We start from the raw sequence: 269 nt of genomic DNA on the forward strand, positions 1-269 counted from the left end.
GGCCATTCATCGACATTTTCAGCAAGATGATTAGCACCGTGTGTCCGTCAGACCGGCCCCTCATTGATGGTATTCAGGAAGCTCGTTTCGCTCGATGCACGGTTGGTATGTTTGACAGGCGTAATTCGAGCGATGTCCCATAATGCAAGATGATGCCATGTCCGCGGAACTCGACAGTCCAGACGCCTCCACGATGCCGAGCACCGGATTGTCGGAAATCCTCGCACCTGACCTTTCCGTGGTTTTCTGCGGATTGAATCCGGCTTTGT

1 pseudogene is annotated in these 269 nt (G+C 53.2%); it reads left to right on the top strand.

The features are described from left to right. Positions 1-157 precede the first annotated feature (157 nt). A pseudogene (locus AF337_RS44900) lies at positions 158-269 on the top strand (mismatch-specific DNA-glycosylase); the annotation flags it as partial.

The organism is Rhizobium ecuadorense (assembly GCF_001187535.1).
In the GTDB taxonomy this organism is placed as follows: Bacteria; Pseudomonadota; Alphaproteobacteria; order Rhizobiales; family Rhizobiaceae; genus Rhizobium; species Rhizobium ecuadorense.